Here is a 6,409-nt window from a genome sequence, read left to right on the forward strand (position 1 = left end):
AAGGAGGCTTATGACGAAGTATTGAATAAAAATACTTATGAAATTCGATTCTGCGAATTAATCAGTGCTTCCCTAGAAATGCACCCCTATCCCCGCCTGCGGCGGTACTTCTCCTAAAGGGAAGCATGTCACTGGATTTTCGGGTCGCTGCGCTTCCCTACAAATCCAGTTCCTTTGCCACCCCGGAGGGGGAAGTCTGCTCTCCGCGGAGCTTTTGTTCTCATAAGCATCTCATCGCATAGTGCCGCTAAAATCTGCCCCTCCGGGGAAGACGCCGCCGGAGGCGGCAGAAGGGGTGCATTTCCCACGGGCAAAGCCCGGTTGTATGGTTTTCCTTCGGAACGGTACAAAAAGCATATAACTCAAAAGTCTCCTGCCTTATTCCTCGTTTCTCCTTGAGGGCACAGCTTGGCACCGCTCCCATCAAAAAAGCGCCCTGTGGGGCGCTTGACTGCCGGATTTCATCCGTTATAGGTCCAGGAGAGGGGCGGAATGCCCAGGTAGAAGAGGCCCATACCCAGGGCGTAGACGAAGACGCCGATGACGAAGAACTGGGCACCTACGATGAGTACGCCCCTGGCAATGGCCAAAGGGCCGTGGTAGTTGGGATCCATGAAAGTATAGGGATAAAGGTGGGATTTCCCGTGGGTCACGATGGTCACCCAGGCCCTGAAATAAACGAAAACCACGTAGAAGGCGGGATAAATCATCCAGGTGAACATGGTGTACCAGTGCATTTCCCTCTTATCCACGAAGAAAATATAGTCCACCAGCATGAGGATGGGGATGAAATAGTGGAAAATGTAGTTGTAGAAAGAGAAATGTTCATAGCTGATATCATTCAGTTTGTGGGTGCGGATGGCACCGGGCCGCACGATGAGGTGGTACATGAGGGACAGGGTGCCAAGACTGGCGGCTACGATGTAGCGGCAGTCCGCCGTATAAAGAAAGGGCACATCCACCCGGAAAAGAGTGGCCCCCAGCCACACCATGAAAAGGGTGAATGTGGAAAATGTATAATACTGGATTCTTGACCAGAACACAAAGGGCGTCAGCACCTTGTGCTTCATGAGAAGAATCAGCCCGAAAATGAGCAGAATAAACACTGCCCAGCGATAAACCAAAGCCGCCGGCATAGTACCTCCAACGAAAAGAAAGCTATGACTTAATGTATAACCTATTTCATCTGCTCATAGTTTCCCCAAAAACAGAAAAAGGGCCAAAGGCCCTCTTTGAACCAATTGTAAGAGAATCACTTGCGGTGCTTCCGGTTCTTCCGATTCTGCCTGCGGCGGGCTTCCGCCCGAAGCTGCCGCACCTCTTCCTTCTCCCGTACAGCCGCTTCCGCCGCTTCCCGCTGCTGCTGCTTCTGCCGGTAGTTATACACATTAATGACAAGGCAGACGATAATCATGGCCAAGATTGCCACAGACCGCGTATTTACGCCGCTGTTAATAATATTCCAGACGCCAAACGCCACTGCCACGCCAAATAAAAGTCCACGTGCTTTCATACTTCCAAAATCTCCTTTGTCCCTGTCCCGCAGATGGCGAAACAATAGTATATCATTGTTATGATAAATGATTTTGCCTTCAATAGCAAGGGGATTTTGAAAAAGGTTCTTAGGTTGAACCGGCCGTTGGCCGGAGGGTTCTCAGGTTTGACGGGCCCTTTGGGCCCGAGGGTTGTGGTATCGCCGCTTCGCGGCGATGAGTATATAGACCCGCCTGCGGCGGGAAAACCGTAAAACCGCGCCTTCGGCGCGAGGGAAATGCACCCCTTTGGGTGCTGCGCACCACTTCCCCCGGAGGGGGAAGTTTGCTCTAAGCTCAGCCTGTGTTCTCATAAGCATCACAGGGGTAAGCACAGAGCAAATCTCCCCCTCCGGGGGAGACGCCGCCGCAGGCGGCAGAAGGGGTGCATTTCCATCGCCCCCAGGGCGGTTGGCTTGTTTTCCATCGGGCGAAGCCCGGTTGTGTGGTTTTCGCCGCCTACAGGCGGCATATAAAATTGGTGCCCGCAAGGGCACCCACTTCGCCAGCGCAGCGATTCTATATAACTACCCTAGGCGAATACCCTCAAACTGTCCGGGAGGCGAAGCCGGTCCCGGACAGAAACTTTGGCCCGGCGCGGCAGCGCACGGGCCATCAACCCTCGCGCCCGCAAGGGCGCGTCAACCTTCGGGAATACAGGTAAGCACCGCCAATATCACAAAGTCACCATGAAATGGCCAATCAGCATTTGGAGTGCTCTCTTTGCCACCTGCTGGAACCGTTTTTCCGCCAGTTCATATACATCGTGTGGCGCCACGGCCTCGCTGTCCGTTCTTTTGGCTACCACGCCGCAGATGGAGCCGGCGGCAAGACCCAGGACGGAGGTCAGGGTAAAGAGGGTGGCGTTTTCCATTTCAAAATTCGTGCAGCCCAGGGCGCGGTATTCGGCAAGGCTTCCCTGCAGGTTTCTCCGCACGTAGCCGGAGAAGCTGTCGTAGCGCTCCTGTCCCGGCCAGAAGCTGTCGGTGGATACGGAAATACCGGTTTTGCAGGGCACCTTCAGCTCCCTGGCCGCCTCTTCCAGAGCCAGCGTAATGCGAAGGTCTGCCATGGCAGGGTACGCCTCCGGTGCATAGGCCCGGGAAGCGCCGTCCCTGCGGACAGCGCCCTTATTGATGACCACGTCCCCCAGGTTCAAATCGTCCTGAATGGAGCCGGTGGTGCCTACGCGGATAAAGGACGTCACCCCCAGCCGGGCCAGTTCCTCCACGGCGAAGGTGACGCAGGGGCCGCCCATGCCGGTGGACATGACCAGCACCGTTTCCCCCGACACCTTTGCCTTCCAGGTGGTAAAATCCCGATGGGCGCATACAAAGACCGCCTTCTCATCCAGCGCCTTCGCGAGGCCTTCCACCCGTCCCGGGTCACCGGGCACCAGGGCAAACCGGGCGCCGCCGGTCATCTCCTTCGACAGTCCCGTGTGATACATGATTTCATGAGGTAATGCGTAGTGAGGCATAGTTTCAGGGCTCCTTACTTTTATGTCAATAACCCAGACAGAGTGATGTGTCAAAGGGTTCAAAAGGTTCAGAGAGGAAAGGTTGACGGGGCTTCGCCCCGAAGGTTCTTAAGGTTCTTAAGTTTGACGGCCTTTCAGGCCGAGGGTTGTGGTATCGCCGCTTAGCGGCGATGAGTATATAAATCCGCCTGCGGCGGGAAAACCGTAAAACCGCGCCTTCGGCGCGAGGGAAATGCCCCCTTTCCGGTGCGAACGCGCCACCTTGCCACTCCGGAGGAGAAACCTTTTTCGTTTACCTTCCCGCCCTTCTCGTCATTCTGAGCGCAGCGAAGAATCTCGGTACATGCCACATTTGAAACAACCTGTAATAAACACCAGTCGGCGGGGTGGAGCCGCTAACGCGGCTCCACCCCCTATCCCGCTTCGCGGGACTTTCTCCACGGGAAAGGGTTCACGTGATTTTCAGGTCGCTATCGCTCCCCTACAAATCACGTTCGCTTGCCACCCTATTCAGAGGGAAGAATAAAACCGCAGATAAGCAATCGTCTCATAAGCATCACAAGGGTAAGCGCAGAGCAAATCTCCCCCTCCGGGGTGCACAGCGAACACATTTTGAAGGAGCGCCAGCGACGCGCAAAATGTAGTAAGTCGTTTCACCTTTAGGTGAAGATGCCGCCGCAGGCGGCAGAAGGGGTGCATTTCCATTGTGGAGACCCTGCAGAGGGTCTCCAAGTCGGTCGAAGTTGGTCCTTAGCCTGCACATAAAAGGACCTTCCTATGAGTCGACCGACCGATCCGTCAGGGCGGTTGGCTTGTTTTCCATCGGGCGAAGCCCGGTTGTATGGTTTGGCTGCGAAGCAGCATTTATAATGGCGCCCGCCAGGGCGCCCACCTTGCCAGCGCAGCGATACTATATAACTACCCTGGGCGAATGCCCTCAAACCGTCCGGGAGGCAAAGCCGGTCCCGGACAGAACCGCCGGCCCAGGGCAAAGCCCGGCGGCTGCCTGCACCTTCTGAACCCTCTCAGGTTCGGGAATACCGTCTCCCGCCCTACCGTTTTTACCCCTTTGAGCGAAGCGAACACAACCCTTCTATACAACCTGCGGCGGAGCCGTGCCCCCTCTCAGGTTCGGGAACGCAGCCTTGCGCCGCTATGGTCTCACTTCTTCCCCTTTTTCCCTTTCTTTCCTTTTTTCTTATCCTTTTTCCCGTGCTTCTTTCCCTTCTTTTCCTTTTTAGCCAGAAGCTCTTCCGCTTCGGGGATGGAGTGGGCTTCATTGAGGGGAATGAGGTCTTCTTCGTCCAGGTTCCAGTCGCCTTCGATGTTATCTTCTCCGTCCGGGTCGCCCAGGGTATGGGTCTTGAATTCCAGGTTCAAATCCCCGTCCATGGCATCGGTTACCGGGCCTTCTTCGCTCTTCCCTGCCAGTTCCGTGAGGATTCCCATCATTTCATCAGCCAGACGGGAAATCTGGCGGATTCTTTCCTCCTCCGCCGGCCGGAAGTCGGGGCTGGGGGAAAGCATATAGGTTCGAAGAAAGGCCTGATTATCCTTCAAGTCCTCCTCCAGGGTGTGAAGCCTGTCTTTCAGGGACATTTTCTTATCACTGCTCATGTTTGGTTTCCTCCTCTTCTTTACCTTTCGTTACAAGCACTTTGTCCACCCGCCGGTTATCGCAGTCCATGACCTCGAAGGTGAAACTGCCATACCGGGCTTTTTCTGTTTCTTTCGGTATATATCCAAGGAGATAGGTAATAAATCCCCCTAATGTCTTGTAATAACCCTCCGCTTCTCCCGGAAGCTCGTCTTCCATGTGGAAATACTCCCGGAAATCGTCGATGGAACAGAGCCCTTCCACCAGCCAGGAATTTTCAGAGCGGCGGATAAACTTGTTCTGCTCTTCCAGGATATCCTCCTTGTCTCCGGGCATGTCTCCCACGATTTCCTCCAGCACATCATGAAGGGTGATAAGCCCCGACAGGGTGCCGTATTCATCAATCACAATGGCCTCATGAACACCGCGGGTGCGGAAAAGTTTCAGCACCTTGGTCAAGGTCAGGGTCTCCGGAATGTACACCGGCGCATGGACCGTTTCCATGAGGGACTTCTTCAAAGCCTTCCCCGGATGGGCATGCTGATCCATCAGTACATCAGAGAGATCCGCCAGCCCCTTGAAATCATCGAGGGAGCCGCTGCCCAGGGGCAGACGGAAATGGGACGTCTTCGTCATATCGGACCAGATTTTCTTCTCGCTGTCCTCCAGGTCGATCCAGTCCAGCTGGGGCCGTGCAGTCATGCAGTCCGCCGCCGTGCGGTCGTTCAGCTCAAACACATTATCAATGATTTCCGGTTCTTCCTTATCAAAGGTGCCCAGCTTAGCCCCCTGCTGGAGAAGCACCTTGATTTCCTCTTCAGAAACAGGCTGCTCCCCTTCCATGTGGATGCCAAGGAGACCCACCACGGTCTTGGTGGACCAGGCGGAAAAGAGAACCAGGGGTTTGCACACCGTGGCCATGATAATCATGGGGCGGGCCACAAAGCAGGCCGCCTTTTCCGGAATGGCAATGGCAATCCATTTCGGTGCCAGCTCCCCGATAATCAGGGAAAAATAAGTCACCAGCACCATCACCGCCACCATACTCACCATCTGGGCATAGGGCGCAAGCGGCGGAAACTTCGCCAGCTCCTCTCCCAGGGGCCCCGACAGGGAGGCTCCGGAAAACATACCGGTAATAATGCTGATGGTGGTAATACCCACCTGAATGGTAGAAAAAAGCTCCTCCTTCCGCTCTGCCAGACGCAGGGCATAGCCGGCACTCTTATTCCCTTCATCAATCATTTCCTGGAGCTTCGTCTTCCGCGCCCCCACAATGGCGATTTCCGCCAGGGAGCAGACCCCGTTGGCCAGAACCAGTAACACAATAATCAAAATTTCGAGCCATATGTGGCCGTCGTCCATACTTTTTACTCCTTTTTTATAAATACTTGGGGATCATATCTTGGCTTCATTATAACATGAAATGAAAAGGAACGTAGGGTTCAAAGGGTTCAAAGGAGAAAGGTGGACGGGCCCTGCGGGCCCGAAGGTTCTTAAGGTTCTTAGGTTTGACGGGCCTTTGGCCCGAGGGTTGTAGTGGGCGCCTTCGGCGCCAGTTTGATAAAACCACGGTAGTGGGCTAGTGCACTAGTGAGCTGGTGAGCTAGGAAAACCTGGGAGCCGCCCTGGCGGGCGGGGAAAACAGGCAAACCGGGCCTGCGGCCCGGTTGTTTGGTTTTCTCTCCAGAATACTGTAAGAAACGTATGACTCAAAAATCTTCTGCCTCAATCTCTCGTTTCCCCTTGAGGGGAACGCCACGTAGTGGCAAAGGGTGTACGAGGTCAAGCACCGATGTG

The 6,409-nt window shown here is 54.8% G+C and carries 5 protein-coding genes; all 5 read right to left on the bottom strand.

Annotated elements, in window-relative coordinates; translation table 11 throughout:
* Window positions 1–461 precede the first annotated feature (461 nt).
* Window positions 462–1,136 (bottom strand): Pr6Pr family membrane protein, encoded by a 675-nt coding sequence (locus QZQ29_RS08455; protein WP_296962299.1) that lies wholly within the window; start codon window positions 1,134–1,136, stop codon window positions 462–464.
* 116 nt (window positions 1,137–1,252) lie between these two features.
* On the bottom strand, window positions 1,253–1,513 hold the full coding sequence (locus QZQ29_RS08460) for a hypothetical protein (RefSeq protein ID WP_296962301.1): 261 nt from the start codon (window positions 1,511–1,513) through the stop codon (window positions 1,253–1,255).
* 695 nt (window positions 1,514–2,208) lie between these two features.
* On the bottom strand, window positions 2,209–3,012 hold the full coding sequence (gene udp, locus QZQ29_RS08465) for a uridine phosphorylase (RefSeq protein WP_296962302.1): 804 nt from the start codon (window positions 3,010–3,012) through the stop codon (window positions 2,209–2,211).
* A gap of 1,161 nt (window positions 3,013–4,173) precedes the next feature.
* Window positions 4,174–4,629, bottom strand: a complete 456-nt coding sequence (locus QZQ29_RS08470; RefSeq protein WP_296962303.1) for a hypothetical protein — start codon at window positions 4,627–4,629, stop codon at window positions 4,174–4,176.
* The gene (locus QZQ29_RS08475; protein ID WP_296962304.1) at window positions 4,619–5,974 is read right to left on the bottom strand and encodes a hemolysin family protein; all 1,356 of its coding nucleotides are present in this window, start codon (window positions 5,972–5,974) and stop codon (window positions 4,619–4,621) included. Before QZQ29_RS08475 ends, QZQ29_RS08470 begins: the two co-directional genes overlap by 11 nt.
* Between the last annotated feature and the right edge of the window lie 435 nt (window positions 5,975–6,409).

Source organism: uncultured Dialister sp. (assembly GCF_900538805.1).
Lineage (GTDB): Bacteria > Bacillota > Negativicutes > Veillonellales > Dialisteraceae > Dialister.